This is a genomic window from Kitasatospora phosalacinea (assembly GCF_000716545.1).
GTDB lineage: Bacteria > Actinomycetota > Actinomycetes > Streptomycetales > Streptomycetaceae > Kitasatospora > Kitasatospora phosalacinea.
In genome coordinates, this window is sequence record NZ_JNWZ01000064.1 from 1 (window position 1) to 15,725 (window position 15,725).

Here is a 15,725-nt window from a genome sequence, read left to right on the forward strand (position 1 = left end):
TACGGTCTCGTGGGCTCGGAGATGTGTATAAGAGACAGGTGCGGGGTGTCGGCGCGGCCGGGGGTCAGCGGTCGCGGTACTCGGGGACGGTGGCCATCGGGGGGCGTTCGGTGGCGGGGACGGGGTGGGTGCGGGGGGCGAAGCCGTCGGGGGTGCGGGTGTACTGGGTGAGCAGCGGGCGGACCAGGTCGGGGTCGGCCTTGAGGCGGTGGGCGCGGTCCAGGCGCTCCAGGGCGGTGCGGTAGATGGTGGCGGCCATCCGGCCGAGGGCCTGGCCGTCCTGGTGCCGGTGGTGCCGCACGCCGACGTCGACCTGGGCCAGCGCGTCCAGCCCGGCCAGTTCCAGGGCGTCGACCAGCAGGCCCAGCTCGACCCCGTAGCCGGTCGGGAAGGGCAGCCGTTCCAGCAGGCCGCGGCGGGCCGCGTACTCGCCGCCGAGGGGCTGGACGAAGCCGGCCAGCTGCGGCCAGTGCAGGTTGAGCAGCGGGCGGGCGACCAGTTCGGTGACCCGGCCGCCGCCGGCCGGGACGACGGTGCCCTCGGCCTCGAAGGGGCGGTCGTACATGGCCTTGACCAGTTGCAGGGCCGGGTCGGTGAGCAGCGGGCCGATGATGCCGGAGACGAACGCCGGGTCGAACTCGCGCAGGTCGGCGTCGACGAAGCAGACGATCGCGCCGCTGGTGGCGAGCAGCGAGCGCCACAGCACCTCGCCCTTGCCGGGTTCGGCGGGCAGCCGGGGCAGGATCGCGTCCCGGTGCACCACCCGGGCGCCGGCGGCGGCCGCGGCGGCGGCGGTGCCGTCCTGCGAGCCGGAGTCGACCACCACCAGTTCGTCCACCAGCGGGACGCGTTCGACCAGCTCGGTGCGGATCGCGGTGACGATCTCGCCGACGGTGGTCTCCTCGTCCAGGGCGGGCAGCACCACGCTGACGGTGCCGGCCGGACCGGCCGCGCGTTTGGCCGCCAGCAGCAGGTCGAGCGGCCGGTCGGCGGCCGTCCACGAACGGCGGCGCAGCCAGTCGGCCACCTCCGGCACTACCCCGGGCTCGGGCTGCTCCGGCAAGTCTCGCTCCCTGTCTCGGTTCGTCTCGGGTGTCGGACGCGGGGGTCTCTCCGCCCGGGCCTTCGGATACAGTCTTCGTACTGCGACCGTGCCTTCGCACGCGGGGGTCGCTCGCAGCGTACGACCACAACTTCACAGAGCTCATCCAGAGGGACTGAGGGAACGGCCCGTTGAAGTCCCGGCAACCCTCCCGCGCGGCCAGCAGGCCCGGCGGGACAGGTGCCAATTCCGTCCCGGCGCGACCGCGATCCGGGGAAGATGAGGAGAAAGGGCCTCGCCACCATGGCTGTTGACACCGCCGCACCCACCACCGTCGACCTCGGTCCCGCGACCGCGCTGTCCTGTCGCGAGTGCGGTGCGCGCTCCCCGCTCGGTCCGGACTTCGCCTGTCTCGAGTGCTTCGGTCCGCTGGAGATCGCCTACGACTACTCGGGCTACGACGCCGAGGAGCTGCGCAAGCGGATCGAGGCCGGACCGGCGTCGATCTGGCGCTACGCCCCGCTGCTGCCCGTCCCGGCCGACGTGGCCGGCAAGCCGAACCTGAACCCGGGCTGGACCCCGCTGGTCAAGGCCGACAACCTGGGCCGCGAGCTGGGCTTCACCGCGCAGCTGCACATCAAGGACGACTCGGGCAACCCGACCCACTCCTTCAAGGACCGGGTGGTGGCCTGCGCGATCGAGGCCGCCCGCGCCTTCGAGTTCACCACGCTGTCCTGTTCCTCCACCGGCAACCTGGCCGGCGCGGTGGGCGCCGCGGCCGCCCGGGCCGGCTTCAAGTCCTGCGTGTTCATCCCGCACGACCTGGAGCAGGGCAAGGTCGTGATGGCCGGGGTGTACGGCGGCGAGCTGGTCGGCATCGACGGCAACTACGACGACGTGAACCGCTTCTGCTCCGAGCTGATCGGCGACCCGGCCGGCGAGGGCTGGGGCTTCGTGAACGTCAACCTGCGCCCGTACTACGGCGAGGGCTCCAAGACCCTGGCGTTCGAGATCTGCGAGCAGCTCGGTTGGCGGCTGCCCGACCAGATCGTCATCCCGATCGCCTCCGGCTCCCAGCTCACCAAGATCGACAAGGGCCTGCAGGAGCTGATCAAGCTCGGCCTGGTCGAGGACAAGCCGTACAAGATCTTCGGCGCCCAGGCCGAGGGCTGCTCCCCGGTCTCCGCCGCCTTCAAGGCCGGCCGCGACGTGATCAAGCCGGTCAAGCCGGACACCATCGCCAAGTCGCTGGCGATCGGCAACCCGGCCGACGGCCCGTACGTGCTGGACATCGCCCGCCGCACCGGCGGTGCGGTGGAGGACGTCACCGACGCCGAGGTGGTCGAGGCGATCAAGCTGCTCGCCCGCACCGAGGGCATCTTCGCCGAGACCGCGGGCGGCGTCACCGTGGGCGTGCTGAAGAAGCTGGTCGAGAACGGCCTGCTCGACCCGTCCAAGGAGACCGTCGCGATCAACACCGGTGACGGCCTCAAGACCCTCGACGCGGTCGCCGACGCCGGCATGACCGCCGTGATCCGCCCGACGCTGGAGTCCTTCCGCGCCGCCGGCCTCGCCACCGCCTGACACCCCCACGCCCGAGGAGCACCGCATGAGCGCCACCGTCCGCATCCCGACCATCCTGCGCACCTACACCGGCGGCGCCGCCGAGGTGACCGCCGAGGGCGCCACCCTCTCCGCCGTCATCGCGGACCTGGAGGCGAACCACGCCGGCATCGCCGCCCGGCTGCTGGACGACACCGGCAAGCTGCGCCGCTTCGTCAACGTGTACGTGAACGACGACGACGTGCGCTTCGCCGACGGCCTGGAGACCGAGATCAAGGACGGCGCCTCGGTGTCGATCATTCCGGCGGTGGCCGGCGGCTGCTGACCGCCCCGCATTACCGCGACCGCCGTTTGGTTCGGAATTCAATTTTCCGGACCGGACGGCGGTTTCGCGCGTACTCGGCCCAATGCCCCGCGCACCTGCGGTTTTCCCGCCGGACGGGGTGCCGCAATTCCGCCGGAGGCCGGGGAGTAGAGTGCCGGTCGAGGCCGTTCCCCTCCACGGCCCGGTTCAATCCTCGCTTTCCGCACCGCGCCCCGCCCGTGCAGGACCCCGTTCCGTCCCGCGCGCTGAGACAAGCGCCGGACAGCCCGCCGTACGTCTCCCCCCGCGGCCGCCCGTTCTGTCAGGCCGCCGTCAGAATTGTTACGGCGTTTTGCGGTATCCCGTCCGTTATGTCCGGTGGCAATTGTCGGGCGCTGCGCCTTTCGCCCCGTCATATCCCTTGGCCCGTCCGGACTTTCCCCGGAAATTGGGCCTGTTGCGCAGGGCGCATATCCGGATACATTCAGCCGCGACAGAGGCTGCGCCGTACGGGGGGGAGACCCCAGGCCGGCCTTCCAGACCTCCGGGTCCGCGTCCCGCGGATCTCTGAAGGGCCAGCACAGCACAAGGGGAGTTCGGAATGGCTCAGGGCACCGTCAAGTGGTTCAACGCCGAGAAGGGCTACGGCTTCATCGCGGTCGACGGTGGAGCGGACGTGTTCGTCCACTACAGCGCGATCCAGATGGACGGCTACCGCACCCTGGAAGAGGGCCAGCGGGTCGAGTTCGAGATCTCGCAGGGTCAGAAGGGTCCGCAGGCCGACATGGTCCGCGCCGCCGGCGCCTGAGGCACCGACTGACCGCGCACAACCGCACGGGCCAGGCCCGCCCCGACGCGACGGCGTCCGGGGCGGGCCTGTCGGTTCTCCCGGCCGGTCGCTCCCCGGGCGGCCGTTCCCCGGGTCGCCGCCGGCACCCCAATGGGCTTGCACTCGCCACCCCAGAGTGCTAATCATTGGCGTTAGCACTCACAGCGTGAGAGTGACAAACGGACCGGGCCGGTGAGGCCCCGGAAGCGGTAGGGGAAGGGACCCCCGCTCTCCTGGGCCGTCCGTCGCGGGCACCCCTTGGTCCGAGCAGTCGACCGTGTCCCGGAGGACCACTTCTGATGGCCAAGATCATCGCCTTTGACGAGGAAGCCCGCCGCGGCCTTGAGCGTGGCATGAACCAGCTTGCCGACGCCGTGAAGGTCACGCTCGGCCCCAAGGGTCGCAACGTCGTCCTGGAGAAGAAGTGGGGCGCCCCCACGATCACCAACGACGGTGTCTCCATCGCCAAGGAGATCGAGCTCGAGGACCCGTACGAGAAGATCGGCGCCGAGCTGGTCAAGGAGGTCGCCAAGAAGACCGACGACGTCGCGGGTGACGGCACCACCACCGCCACCGTGCTGGCCCAGGCGCTCGTCCGCGAGGGTCTGCGCAACGTCGCCGCCGGCGCCAACCCGATGGCCCTCAAGCGCGGCATCGAGAAGGCCGTCGCCGCCGTCTCCGACCAGCTGCTGGCCCAGGCCAAGGACGTGGAGACCAAGGAGCAGATCGCCTCCACCGCCTCCATCTCGGCCGCCGACACCCAGATCGGCGAGCTCATCGCCGAGGCCATGGACAAGGTCGGCAAGGAAGGCGTCATCACCGTCGAGGAGAGCAACACCTTCGGCCTGGAGCTCGAGCTCACCGAGGGCATGCGCTTCGACAAGGGCTACATCTCCGCCTACTTCGCCACCGACCTGGAGCGCATGGAGACGAGCTTCGAGGACCCGTACATCCTCATCGCCAACTCCAAGATCTCCTCGGTCAAGGACCTCCTCCCGCTGCTGGAGAAGGTCATGCAGAGCGGCAAGCCGCTCGTCATCATCGCCGAGGACGTGGAGGGCGAGGCCCTCTCGACCCTGGTCGTGAACAAGATCCGCGGCACCTTCAAGTCCGTCGCCGTCAAGGCCCCGGGCTTCGGCGACCGCCGCAAGGCCATGCTCGGCGACATCGCCATCCTGACCGGCGGCACCGTGATCTCCGAGGAGGTCGGCCTCAAGCTGGAGAACGCCGGCCTGGACCTGCTGGGCACCGCCCGCAAGGTCGTCATCACCAAGGACGAGACCACCATCGTCGACGGCGGCGGCGACAGCGACCAGGTCGCCGGCCGGGTCAACCAGATCCGCGCCGAGATCGAGAACTCCGACTCGGACTACGACCGCGAGAAGCTCCAGGAGCGCCTCGCCAAGCTGGCCGGCGGCGTGGCCGTCATCAAGGCCGGCGCGGCCACCGAGGTCGAGCTCAAGGAGCGCAAGCACCGCATCGAGGACGCGGTGCGCAACGCCAAGGCCGCCGTCGAGGAGGGCATCGTCGCCGGTGGTGGCGTCGCCCTGCTGCAGGCCGGTGTCGCGTTCGAGAAGCTGGAGCTGGAGGGCGACGAGGCCACCGGTGCCAACATCGTCCGCGTGGCCCTGGAGGCCCCGATCAAGCAGATCGCGACCAACGCCGGCCTCGAGGGCGGCGTCGTGGTCGAGAAGGTCCGCAACCTGCCCTCCGGCCACGGCCTGAACGCCGCGACCAACGAGTACGTCGACCTGATCGCCTCCGGCATCATCGACCCGGCCAAGGTCACCCGCTCCGCGCTGCAGAACGCCGCCTCCATCGCGGCGCTGTTCCTCACCACCGAGGCCGTCATCGCCGACAAGCCGGAGAAGGCCGCCGCGGCCGCCGGCGGCGGCATGCCGGGCGGTGACATGGACTTCTGATCCGCCCGCCGGTTCCCACCGGCCCGGATCGGTCAGTCTCACGCCGTGAGGGCGGCCTCCTTCGGGAGGCCGCCCTCACGGCGTTCTCGCCCGGGCCGCCCCTCCGTGGGACGCCGGGGCCGTGGACGGCTCCGGCGGTTCGGGGCCCGACCGCCCCGGGGCGAACGGCGGCACGGGGAAGAGGGGGGCCGGATCCAGGTGGTGCCGCCGCCGGACACGGACCGGAACGCGACCGCCGTGCCGGCCGGCCGCGCGCTGACCGGCACCTGCCGGACGACCCGGGGGTCCTCCGGACGGCGGGAGTGCGGATCGCCCGGCACGACGGGCCTCCCGCTGCCGTAGCGGGGTGCGGGACAATGGGCGGATGGCCAGTTCCGACATCGAAGCCGCCCTGCACAACGCGCGGGCGCTGATCCTCGCCGACCTCACCGCCCGCGACGTCGCCGACGCGGCGATCGTCTCGCTGGTCGAGGACGCCGTCACCCACCGCCGCTGGTGGCTCGAACAGTGGCCCGACGGGCGCGAGTTCGTGCTCGGCCTGGTCGCGCAGGACGTCCAGGACGCGCTGCTGGAGTCGTACGGGCGCTGGCCGCTGTGCACCGCCTGCGCGGACGAGGAGGACGACCCGCACGCGCTCGGGGTCGAGCCCGAACTCGGGCCGGACCCGCACTGGGTGTGCGGCAAGCACGGGGTCGTGGTCGCGCCGGTCGGCGGCCTCGCGTGATCCTGATCGGCCCTCCGAACCGGCCGGGGCGCGGCACGTGGCGGTCGCCCCTGGTCGGTGACGTGTCGCCGGACGGACCGCGCCCCTTCGCGGCGGGGCCGCGGGTGCGCGAGGCGCGGGCGGGCCGGGTCCTCTCTTTCGGATCTTGTCGGATCAGCGCGCGGCGCCGCGCGCCCGGCAAGGTCCGAAAGAGAGGGCCTAGCGGAGTTCAGCCTCCCAGGGCGGCCAGTTCGCGGTGCATGTTCGCGCGGGCCCGGGCGTCGTAGCGGGCGTGCGCCTCGGGGGTGCGGTAGAGGGCGGGCAGGGCGAGGAGTCTGCGCAGGACGGTGGCGCGGCCCGTGCGGAAGGCGTCCGGCGGGACGAAGGAGTACTCCTCGCGGACGGCGGCGCTGTAGGCGTCGTACGCCTCGGGCGGGCCGCCGAGGACGGCGAGGTCGGCGTCGCAGAGGACTTCGCCGTTGCGGTCGCCGGGGGCGGGGTGGTGGTCGACGGTGAGCCGGACCAGGCGGTCGACCTCGTGGACCAGCGGTTCGGGCAGGCCGGCCTCGCGCAGGGCGCGGCAGGCGAGGGCGGCGCTGCGCTCCTCGTTCTCGGAGCGGTCGGGGCGGTAGACCGCGTCGTGGAACCAGGCGGCGAGCCGGACGGCGTCGGGGTCGTCGGCGTGGGCGGCGAGTTCGTCGACGCGGTCGAGGACGGCCGCCAGGTGGGAGGCGGTGTGGTAGTGGCGCTGCGGCTCGGCCCAGCGGGCGAGCAGGTCGCGGGCGTAGGGCTCGGGGTCGGCGGTGGCGCCGCAGCGGGTGAGCAGGTCGTGCCAGCGAGCGGACAGCGGTGCGGTCATGACGCTCATTCTGCTCCTCGGGTGCGACGCGGACGCGGGGCGGTGTGATCCAGCCTATATGTAGTTCGCCGACTTATGACGCACACTTGAGTAGTTGACGTCCGGCGGCTATACATACTCGGTATGCAAGACGTTCCGCTGTTCCGAGGGGGAGCCATGACCGGATCGAACGCGCAGGCCGTACTGCGCCTGGAGGGGGTCGGCCGGGTGCACGGCCGGGGCGCGGCCGAGGTGCACGCGCTGCACCCGATCGACCTGGAGGTGCGGGCCGGGGAGTTCCTGGCGGTGATGGGCCCGTCCGGTTCGGGCAAGTCCACCCTGCTGGCGCTGGCCGGCGGCCTGGACCGGCCCTCCACCGGGCGGGTGCTGGTGGAGGGCGCCCCGCTGGAGGGGCTGAGCCGGGCCCGGCTGGCCGACGTGCGCCGCCGCTCGGTGGGCTACGTGTTCCAGTCGTACAACCTGCTCCCGGCCCTGACCGCGGCCGAGAACATCGCGCTGCCCCGCGAACTGGAGGGCGTCCCGGCCCGCACCGCCCGCGCCGAGGCGCTGGCCGTGCTGGCGGAACTGGGCATCGGCGAACTCGCCGACCGCTTCCCGGAGGACATGTCGGGCGGCCAGCAGCAGCGCGTCGCGATCGGCCGGGCGCTGTCCGGGCAGCGCCGACTGGTGCTGGCCGACGAGCCCACCGGGGCGCTGGACTCGGCCACCGGCGAGGCGGTGCTGGAGGTGCTGCGGGCCCGCTGCGACGCCGGGGCGGCCGTCATGATGGTCACCCACGACGCCTCCCACGCCTCCTGGGCGGACCGGGTGGTCTTCCTGCGCGACGGCCGGATCGCCGAAGAGGCGGTGCGCCGGTGAGCGCCCTGCGGGCGGTGCTGCGGATCGCGCGCCGCGACGCCTGGCGGGCCAAGGGCCGCAGCGCCCTGGTCGCCGCGATGATCGCGCTGCCGGTACTCGGCGCGACCGGCGTCGACGTGGTGCACCGCAGCGGCCAACTGACCGCCGAGCAGCGCGCCGACCGGCTGATGGGCCGGGCCGACGCCCTGGTCGGCGCGTACGACCCGGGCCGGACGATCGAGCAGGCGGTCTTCCCCGCCGACGGCGTCCGCACCCTGCCGCAGCGCCCCGGCGCCGGGCCGAGCGCCGAACAGCGGCGCGCCGCCGACACCGAACCGACCGCCCTGCTGGGCGAGTTGCTGCCGCCCGGCAGCGTCCTGACCCCGGCCCGCACCGGCCCGGTCGCCACCGTGCGGACCGCCGACGGGCTGGCCCCCGCCGACACCTTCGAGGCCGACCTGACCGGCGGCCTCTGGCGGGGCCGGATCGACCTGGTGGCCGGCCGCGCCCCCGCCGCCCCGCGCGAGGCCGCCGCCACCCGGGCCTTCCTGACCGCCACCGGGCTGCGGATCGGCGACACCGTCACCGTCCGCGGCCTGGAGTCCGCACCGTTCACCCTGACCGGCACCGTCGAGCACCCCGCGGACCTGAACGCCGTCGAACTCGTCGCCCGCCCGGGCGAGTTGTACCGGCAGCTGGACGACGCGCAGGCCGCCGCCGGATTCGCCCCGCAGACCCCGTCCGCCGAACAGGCCGCCGCCCGCAAGGCCGCCTGGCTGGTCACCCTGCCCGCCGGCGCGACGCTCGACTGGTCGCGGGTGCGGCAGCTCAACGCGTACGGCTACACCCTGGCCGGACGCCGGATCGCCGCCCACCCGCCCGCCGAGGCGCTGGAGCGGCAGGAGGCCGTCGGCGCCGCGGACGAACGCGAACGCGCCCTGATGACCGCCGCCACCACCGCCGCGATGGCCCTGCTGGAGGTCGCCCTGCTGGCCGGACCGGCCTTCGCGGTCGGCGCCCGCCGCTCCCGCCGCCAACTCGCCCTGCTCGGCGCGGCCGGCGGCCGGCCCGGGCACGTGCGGGCCGTGGTGCTCGGCGGCGGCCTGGTGCTCGGCACCGTCGGCGCCGCGCTCGGCGCCCTGCTCGGCACCGGACTGGTGGCCGCGCTGCGCCCGTGGATCGAGGAGTGGGGCGGCAGCCGGTTCGGACAGCTGGCGCTGCGCCCGGCCGAACTGCTGGCCATCGCCGCCGTCGGCGTCGCCACCGCCGTCCTGGCCGCCCTGCTGCCCGCGCTGCAGGCCGGCCGCCGCGAGGTGCTGGCCGGGCTCACCGACCGCGACCCGGTGCGCCGGGCCTCCCGCCGCACCCCGCTGCTCGGCCTGGCCGCCGTCCTGCTGGGCGCCGCGCTGGCGCTGTACGGCGCGGTGGCCGGGCCGGTCGCGGGCCCGCCGGTGCTGGCCGGGCTGAGCGTGCGCACGCTGTCCGTGCTGGGCGGCGCGGTGCTCGCCGAACTCGGGCTGCTGCTGTTCACCCCGCTGCTGCTGGCCCTGCTCGGCCGGCTCGCCCGCCGGCTGCCGGTCGGCCCCCGGCTGGCGCTGCGCGACGCCGCCCGGCACCGCTCGCGCACCGCGCCCGCGGTGGCCGCCGTGCTCGCCGCGGTGGCCGGCGCCGTCGCGGTCGGCGTGCACTCCACCGGCGCGGAGGTCCAGGACCGGGCCGCCTACCGGCTGGAGCAGCCCGCCGGTGCCGTCCGGCTCACCGTGCACGGCGACGGGAACACGCTGCCGCAGCTGCGCGCCGCCCTGTCGCAGGACCTGCCGGACCTCGGCGAGCGCGCCGACCTCTACCAGGCCCGGTACGTGTTCTGCACGGGCTGCTGGGGCGCGGTCTACGCCGAGGGCGGGCCGCGCTACGGGGAGACCGCCACCTCCGAGGCCGTGGTCGGGGACGCCCCGGTGCTGCACAACCTGCTGGCGCTGCACGACCGGCGCGCGGAGGAGGCGCTGCTCGGCGGCAAGGCCGTGGTCACCGACCCGTCCTACCTGCACGACGGGCAGGCCGTGCTGCGGATGCAGGGCAACGCCGGCGAGGTCAGGGAGTTGCGGGTGGACGCGGTGCTGGTCGAGCGCCCGGCCGGGCAGCGCTACGCGCCGCTGGTGGTCGCCCCCGACACGGTCCGCCGGCTGGGCCTGGAGGCCGAGCCCGCCGGGGCGGTCTGGCTGCCGTCCGCGCCGGTCGGCGCGCGGGCCGAGCAGCGCGCCGCCGCCACCGTCGCCCGGCTCGCCCCGCACGCCGAGTTCCGGGTGGAGCGCGGCTTCGTCCCGGAGGACAGCACGGTGCGGGTCGCGCTCGGCGGCTTCGCCGCGCTGGTGGTGCTCGGCGCGGCCGTGGTCTCCACCGCGCTGGCCGCCGCCGACGCCCGCCGCGAGCGCGCCCTGCTCTCGGCGATCGGCGCCCGCCCGCGCACCCGGCGCACCGTCGCCGGACTGCAGGCCGGCCTGATCGCCCTGCTCGGCGCGCTGCTGGGCACCGTCAGCGGCCTCGTCCCGGCCTTCGCCCTGCTGCGCTCCCGGGCCGCCGGGGTGGTGGGCGGGCCCGCGGTGAGCCTCGCCGACGTGCCCTGGGCGACCGTCGCGCTGCTCGCGCTGGCCCTGCCGCTGCTGGCCGGGCTGCTCGGGGCGCTGCGCCGGGACGACCTCGCCGGGCTCGACCGGCGGTAGCCCCGGGCCGCCCGTCCCGGCCGGGGGCCGGCCGGGTGCCGGTCGGGGGGCCGGGGGGTGGCGCAGATAGGACGGTCGACGATATATGTAGTCGCATGACAGAACGCGCCATGCAGGAGCCCACCCTGCTGCTGCTCACCGCCCTCGCGGACGCCCCCCGGCACGGGTACGCGCTGATCCAGGAGATCGACGCGATCTCCGGGGGGCGGGTGAAGATGCGCACCGGCACCCTGTACGGCGCGCTCGACCGGCTGCTCCAGCAGGGCCTGATCGAGGTCGCCGCCGAGGAGATCGTCGACGGCCGGGCCCGCCGCACGTACGCCCTCACCGGCGGCGGGCGCGACCTGCTCGCCGTCGAGGCCGAACGCCTGCGCTCGGTCGCCGCCGAGGCCCAGCGCCGCCTCGGCGGCGCCCCCGTGCCCCGGGGGGCCACCGCATGAGCGGACGGAGTGAGCTCACCGAGGGCAGGTGCGCGTGCGCGAAGCGCTCGCCGAGCGTCAGCGAGGTGGGCGCATGAGCGCCGTCACCCCCGGCGGGCACCGGACCGGCGTCGCGCTGCGCGCCGTCCTCGCGCTCTACCCGGCCCGCTACCGCCGCGACCGGGGCGCCGAACTCGCCGAGGTGTTCGCCGACACCACCGCCGGGGCCGGTCGCCTCGGCACCGCCCGCGAAGCGCTCGACCTCGCCGCGTACGGCCTGCGGCTGCGCACCGGGCTCACCTCCACCGCGCTCGGCGGCCGGCTGCTCGCCGCCGCCGCGCCGCTGCTGGCCGGCGCCACGGCCGGGCTGGTCGCGCTCCCCGGCGACGTGCGCTTCTGGCGGGTGCGCGCCGCCGCCCGGGCCGGGTTCGACGCCCCGTGGACCGCGCTGCCGGACAACCTCGCCCTGCTCGGCCTGACCGTCGTCCCCGCGCTGCTGGCCGTCGCGGCGGCGTTCGGCGCCTGGCGGGCGGTGCGGACGCTGGCCGGGACGGTCGTGCTGCTCGCCGTCGTCCGGCTCGGGGTCCGCCTGGCCACCGCCAACGTCCGGCCCGGGGGCCCCTGGCTCACCGAGCCCAACGTCTGGCTGCTGCTCCTGGACGCCACCGCCCTGCTGCCCTACCTCGCCGCGGGCGCGCTAATCCTCGCCGCCCCCGCCGACCTGCTGGAACGGCCCCGGCGGCTGCCGGTCCTGACCGGTGCGGCCGCCGGCCTGCTGGTGACGAAGGCCCAGGGGGGCTACGACACCTGGCACCTGATGGACGGTTGGACGCCGCTGCTGCTCCTGCTCGCCCCGCTGCTGCTGATGCTCTGCGCCGCCCGCGAGCGGCTGCTGCCCGCGGCGCTCGGTCTGGCCGTCCTGCCGCTGACCGCCTGGTTCAGCCTGTTCAGCCTCTGGGAGCAGGTCGGCGGCGTGTGGCGGCTGGCGCCCGCGCTGGCGGTCGGCGCGGGGACGCTGCTGCTGGCCGGTCGGGTGCTGTCGGGCCGTCAGGAGGGGAAGGTGAAAACCCCCTAGCAGGACGAACGGGACGCGAACGGAACGCGAACGGAGGAGGAGGCGCGGCCGAACGGCGGCGGGGGCTCGCCCGGGGCCTGCCGATGTGGCAGGCTATCGGATATGTCTAGACCAATGTTCGAAGTCATCGCGCTGACCCCCCAGGACGCCCGGGCCGCCGAGTCGGGCGGCGCCGACCGCCTCGAACTGGTCACCGACATGTCCGCCGACGGGCTCACCCCCGCCACCAGGGACTTCGCCGCGATCCGCGCCGCCGTCGGCATCCCGCTGCGGGTCATGCTCCGCATCCGCGACGGCTTCACCCCCGGCGACCTCGACGACCTGCTCGCCCGCGCCGCGGCGCTGCGGGCCGAGGGCGCCGAGGAGTTCGTGCTCGGCTTCCTCACCCCCGAGGGCGCGGTCGACCTCACCGCGACCCGGGCCGTCGCCGAGGCCGTCTCCGGCTGCCGCTGGACCTTCCACCGCGCCATCGACCACAGCGCCGACCGCTCAGAGGTCCGCGCCGCCGTCGCCGACCTCCCCGGCCTCGACACCTTCCTCACCTCCGGCGCGGCCGCCGGCGTCGACGCCGGCCGCGAGGTCCTGCTCGGCGAACTCGCCAAGTCCGGCGAGCCCGGCTACCGCCAGCGGATCCTGGTCGGCGGCGGCCTGCGCGCCGAACACGTCCCCGAACTCCGCGCCGCCGGCTTCGACGCCTTCCACATCGGCGGCGCGGTCCGCGAGGGCGGCTGGGCGGGCGCGGTCGACCCGGCGAAGGTCGCCGAGTGGCGCGAGCTCATCGGCACCTGAACCGACCGACCGGAAGCGCGCCCCCGGCTTCGCGGCGTCCGGCGCGGCGGCCCTTCCCGCGCCCCTGACCGCTACGCCAGTTCGGCCGGCAGCGGCCGCGCGTGCAGCACCGTCAGGCCGGAGACCGCGCGGGTCAGCGACACGTACAGGCGGCGCAGGCCGGTGCGGTGGTCGGGCTCGCCCGCGACGATCGCGGCGGGTTCGTCGAGGACCACGTGGTCGTACTCGAGGCCCTTGGCGAGCGAGGCCGGGACGAGGGTGAGCCGGGATTCGGCGGTGGTCTCGGTGCCGGGGGCGAGGTGGGGCAGCCCCGCGGCGGTGAGCGCCGCGGCGAGGGCCGGGATCCTGGCGTCCGCCGCGATCAGGCCGACCGAGCCCTCGTGCCGCAGCGCCTCGCGGCAGGCGTCCGGCACGGCGGCGTCGAGGCCGTCGGGGACGTGCCGCAGGACGAGCGAGCCGGGCAGGTCGCGGACGGAGGTGGCGGGGGCCAGGCCGGGGGCGATCGCGGGCAGCAGCCGGGAGGCGTAGGCGATGACCTCGCCGGGGACGCGGAAGCCCTGGGTGAGCTCCTCGACGTGCGCGCCGTCCTTGCCGAGGTGGTGCAGGGCCTCCTGCCAGCTGCCGGTGGCCCACGGGGTGGTGCCCTGGGCGAGGTCGCCGAGGACGGTCGCGGAGCCGGTGGTGCAGCGGCGGCCGACCGCCCGGTACTGCATGGGGGAGAGGTCCTGGGCCTCGTCGACGACCACGTGGCCGAGCGAGGGGGTGCGGTGCACCAGGTCGGCGGCCTCGTCGATCAGGACGGCGTCGGCGGCGGACCAGGGCGCGGTGCGGGCGCTGCGCGGCGGCTTGGCCCACAGCAGGGCGGCCTGCTCCTCGGCGTCGAGGACGCCGTCCGCGGCGGCGGCCAGGAACCCGGCGTCGCCGAGCAGCCGGTGCACCAGCTTGACCGGGTCGACGGCGGGCCAGCACGCCTTCACGGTGGCCTTGACCGCGGCGTTGCGGGCGACGGCGTCCTGCACCCGGTCGTCGGGGGCCTCGCCGCCCTGCTCCATCTTGACCAGGACGGCGTGCGCGATCCGCTGCGGCAGGGCCTCCATGGCGGCCCCGTAGCGGATCTCGCGGTCCATCAACTCCCGTACGATCTCTTCGAGTTCGTACGCGGGCACCCGCCAGCGGCGGGAGCCGCGGACGACCACGCAGGGCTCGGTGGGCAGGGTGATCCCGGCCCGCACGGCGTTGCGCAGCACGCGGGCCATCCGGGCGTCGCCCTTGATCCGGGCGGTCTCGGCGCTGTCGGTGCCGCGGATCTCGACGTGGCCGACGAGTTCCTGCACGGTGGCCTGGGCGACGTCCAGCTCGCCCAGGGCGGGGAGCACCTGCTCGATGTACTGGAGGAAGGAGCGGTTCGGGCCGACCACCAGGGTGCCGGTGCGGGCCAGGCGCTCGCGGTGCGCGTACAGCAGGTAGGCGACGCGGTGCAGGCCGACGGCGGTCTTCCCGGTGCCGGGGGCGCCCTGGACGCAGATGGTGCCGGTGACGTCGGCGCGGACGATCTCGTCCTGCTCGGGCTGGATGGTGGCGACGATGTCGCGCATCGGGCCGACGCGGGGCTTCTCGATCTCGGCGGCGAGCAGCGCGGAGCGGGTGTCGGCCTCGTCCGGGTCGGAGAGGTTCTCGTCCTCGTAGGCGGTCAGCTCGCCGCCGGTGTAGCCGAAGCGGCGGCGCTTGGCGACGTCCATCGGCTCGGTGCGGCTGGCCCGGTAGAACGGCTGGGAGACCGGGGCGCGCCAGTCGATCACCATCGGGTCGCCGTCCGCGTCGTGCACGTGCCGGCGGCCGATGTAGAAGCGCTCGCCGCCGCTGCCCTCGGACTCGGCCTCGCTGATCGCGTGCAGGTAGTCGAGGCGGCCGAAGAACAGCGGGGTGTGCGTGAGGTCGGCGAGGGCCTTGATCCGCTCGTCGATCTGCTTCTGCAGCACCTGGGCGGAGACCCAGGTGCCGGCCACGTCACGCAGGTCGAGCGCCTCGACGTCCTCGCGCATCGCCTTCAGCGCGGCCCTGGAGGCGGCCAGGTGGGAGCGTTCGCGGCCGAGCGGACCGGTGTCGGCGGCGGGCGCGTCGGTGGGGGCGGGGGCGGGGGAGTGCACGGCGGACCTTCCCGGCCGCCCGGCACAGGGGGCGGCGGACTCGTCTGGGCTCACGGTGAAAGGACACCGGCCGGTTCCCGAGCGGCCGGCACTCCCACGGCTGCCGACGGCGCTGGCACCACGGTTCGGGAGGGGCAGACGGACGATCTTAGACCCGGTGCCGAGCGGGGGCGAATCCTTTTCCCGGCCCTCCTCCCGGCGCACCCCCCGCGCACCCCCGGCACACCCCCCGGGGGTTCCCCCACCTCCGGGGTAGGGGAGCCGTACACCCGGAGGACGAGACGCGCCAGCGCGCTCTCGGGTCTTTCGGCTGATGTGCCGCCCCGGTTGTGAACCTACCGTGGAGACATGACGACCGAACGAGTGAACCCGCAGGCCGACGGCGTCCACGGCGCCCACCGGGCCGAGGCGCGCCGCCGCCACCCGGTGGCCAACGCCGTCCGCAACGTCGGCATCGTGCTCGACACCGCCGCACGCGTCCTGTTCCTCGGGCGCGACGGCGTCAAGCTCTAGACC

Annotated in this window: 14 protein-coding genes and 1 riboswitch; of the genes, 11 read left to right on the top strand and 3 right to left on the bottom strand. The window is 74.7% G+C overall.

The window, feature by feature from the left end; all coding sequences use genetic code 11:
* Positions 1 to 64 precede the first annotated feature (64 nt).
* A complete protein-coding gene (locus tag OO48_RS26670) occupies positions 65 to 1,063 on the bottom strand; it encodes a glucosyl-3-phosphoglycerate synthase (RefSeq protein WP_033220734.1) in 999 nt (332 codons plus the stop codon).
* 138 nt (positions 1,064 to 1,201) lie between these two features.
* Positions 1,202 to 1,328, top strand: a riboswitch (SAM riboswitch).
* A 17-nt stretch (positions 1,329 to 1,345) separates the two neighbouring features.
* On the opposite strand from OO48_RS26670, the gene thrC reads away from it, so the two are divergent.
* From thrC to OO48_RS26695, 5 genes are all read left to right on the top strand, one after another.
* On the top strand, positions 1,346 to 2,626 hold the full coding sequence (gene thrC / locus OO48_RS26675) for a threonine synthase (protein ID WP_033220740.1): 1,281 nt from the start codon (positions 1,346 to 1,348) through the stop codon (positions 2,624 to 2,626).
* Positions 2,627 to 2,651: 25 nt separating this feature from the next.
* A complete protein-coding gene (locus OO48_RS26680; protein WP_033220742.1) occupies positions 2,652 to 2,930 on the top strand; it encodes a MoaD/ThiS family protein in 279 nt (92 codons plus the stop codon).
* A gap of 580 nt (positions 2,931 to 3,510) precedes the next feature.
* Positions 3,511 to 3,717: a cold-shock protein gene (locus OO48_RS26685; RefSeq protein WP_014137493.1), complete on the top strand. Its 207-nt coding sequence runs from the start codon at positions 3,511 to 3,513 to the stop codon at positions 3,715 to 3,717.
* Between the two features lie 320 nt (positions 3,718 to 4,037).
* Positions 4,038 to 5,660, top strand: coding sequence for a chaperonin GroEL (groL, locus tag OO48_RS26690; RefSeq protein WP_033220744.1), 1,623 nt, complete (start codon positions 4,038 to 4,040; stop codon positions 5,658 to 5,660).
* A gap of 364 nt (positions 5,661 to 6,024) precedes the next feature.
* Positions 6,025 to 6,384, top strand: coding sequence for a hypothetical protein (locus tag OO48_RS26695; RefSeq protein ID WP_033220746.1), 360 nt, complete (start codon positions 6,025 to 6,027; stop codon positions 6,382 to 6,384).
* Positions 6,385 to 6,592: 208 nt separating this feature from the next.
* Here the strand turns inward: OO48_RS26695 and OO48_RS26700 are convergent, their stop codons facing one another.
* A complete protein-coding gene (locus OO48_RS26700; protein WP_081952410.1) occupies positions 6,593 to 7,222 on the bottom strand; it encodes an HD domain-containing protein in 630 nt (209 codons plus the stop codon).
* A 156-nt stretch (positions 7,223 to 7,378) separates the two neighbouring features.
* On the opposite strand from OO48_RS26700, the gene OO48_RS26705 reads away from it, so the two are divergent.
* The 5 genes from OO48_RS26705 to OO48_RS26730 all read left to right on the top strand — a co-directional run bounded on the left by OO48_RS26705 (position 7,379) and on the right by OO48_RS26730 (position 13,062).
* A complete protein-coding gene (locus tag OO48_RS26705) occupies positions 7,379 to 8,080 on the top strand; it encodes an ABC transporter ATP-binding protein (protein ID WP_033220750.1) in 702 nt (233 codons plus the stop codon).
* Positions 8,077 to 10,779: an FtsX-like permease family protein gene (locus OO48_RS26710; protein WP_033220752.1), complete on the top strand. Its 2,703-nt coding sequence runs from the start codon at positions 8,077 to 8,079 to the stop codon at positions 10,777 to 10,779. The genes OO48_RS26705 and OO48_RS26710 overlap by 4 nt, the downstream gene beginning before the upstream one ends.
* 95 nt (positions 10,780 to 10,874) lie before the next feature.
* Positions 10,875 to 11,219, top strand: coding sequence for a PadR family transcriptional regulator (locus OO48_RS26715; protein WP_033220754.1), 345 nt, complete (start codon positions 10,875 to 10,877; stop codon positions 11,217 to 11,219).
* Between the two features lie 73 nt (positions 11,220 to 11,292).
* Positions 11,293 to 12,273: a hypothetical protein gene (locus tag OO48_RS26725; RefSeq protein ID WP_051732855.1), complete on the top strand. Its 981-nt coding sequence runs from the start codon at positions 11,293 to 11,295 to the stop codon at positions 12,271 to 12,273.
* Positions 12,274 to 12,387: 114 nt separating this feature from the next.
* Positions 12,388 to 13,062, top strand: a complete 675-nt coding sequence (locus OO48_RS26730) for a copper homeostasis protein CutC (RefSeq protein WP_425338587.1) — start codon at positions 12,388 to 12,390, stop codon at positions 13,060 to 13,062.
* Positions 13,063 to 13,133: 71 nt separating this feature from the next.
* Here OO48_RS26730 and OO48_RS26735 read toward each other — a convergent pair whose 3' ends face one another.
* On the bottom strand, positions 13,134 to 15,209 hold the full coding sequence (locus tag OO48_RS26735) for a HelD family protein (protein WP_033220760.1): 2,076 nt from the start codon (positions 15,207 to 15,209) through the stop codon (positions 13,134 to 13,136).
* 348 nt (positions 15,210 to 15,557) lie between these two features.
* Between OO48_RS26735 and OO48_RS38575 the strand changes: the two genes are divergently transcribed.
* Positions 15,558 to 15,722, top strand: a complete 165-nt coding sequence (locus OO48_RS38575) for a hypothetical protein (protein ID WP_157845542.1) — start codon at positions 15,558 to 15,560, stop codon at positions 15,720 to 15,722.
* The last annotated feature ends 3 nt before the right edge of the window (positions 15,723 to 15,725 follow it).